This is a genomic window from Sporomusa sp. GT1 (assembly GCF_014634905.1).
GTDB classification, from domain to species: Bacteria; Bacillota; Negativicutes; order Sporomusales; family Sporomusaceae; genus Sporomusa; species Sporomusa sphaeroides.
This window is the reverse complement of record NZ_BMBX01000082.1, coordinates 1-414: the sequence shown is the minus strand read 5'-3', so window position 1 is coordinate 414 and position 414 is coordinate 1. Positions and strand designations below refer to the sequence as shown.

The window sequence follows — 414 nt, the reverse complement described above, 5'->3', positions numbered from 1 at the left end:
GGCGACCCTGAACGGATTTGAACCGTCGATCTCCGCCGTGACAGGGCGGCATGTTAGACCGCTACACCACAGGGCCGTTAAATAAATGGTGACCCGTAAGGGAATCGAACCCTTGATACCGCCGTGAAAGGGCGGTGTCTTAACCGCTTGACCAACGGGCCGAATTAATTCTAAGGATGTTCTTCGCTACGGCTCAGAACTAAGCGATTCGCACAAGTTTTCGCGTCGCTCTTGCTCCTAAAAACTTGGCTTTCTGCTTATCACTACCGCTCGGAAGTAAGCGACTCACTCAAGTTCTCATTTCGCCTATTGGCTCATGAGAACTTGGTTCGCTGCTTATGGCGGAGTGGGTGGGATTTGAACCCACGCAGGCCTCACGACCTCTAACGATTTAGCAAACCGTCCTCTTCAGCC

The 414-nt window shown here is 52.4% G+C and carries 2 tRNA genes; both read right to left on the bottom strand.

Annotation, left to right across the window (positions count from 1 at the left end):
• Positions 1 to 2 precede the first annotated feature (2 nt).
• Positions 3 to 76 (bottom strand) — tRNA-Asp (locus tag GT1_RS21925).
• Positions 77 to 86: 10 nt separating this feature from the next.
• A tRNA-Glu gene (locus GT1_RS21920) sits at positions 87 to 161 on the bottom strand.
• Between the last annotated feature and the right edge of the window lie 253 nt (positions 162 to 414).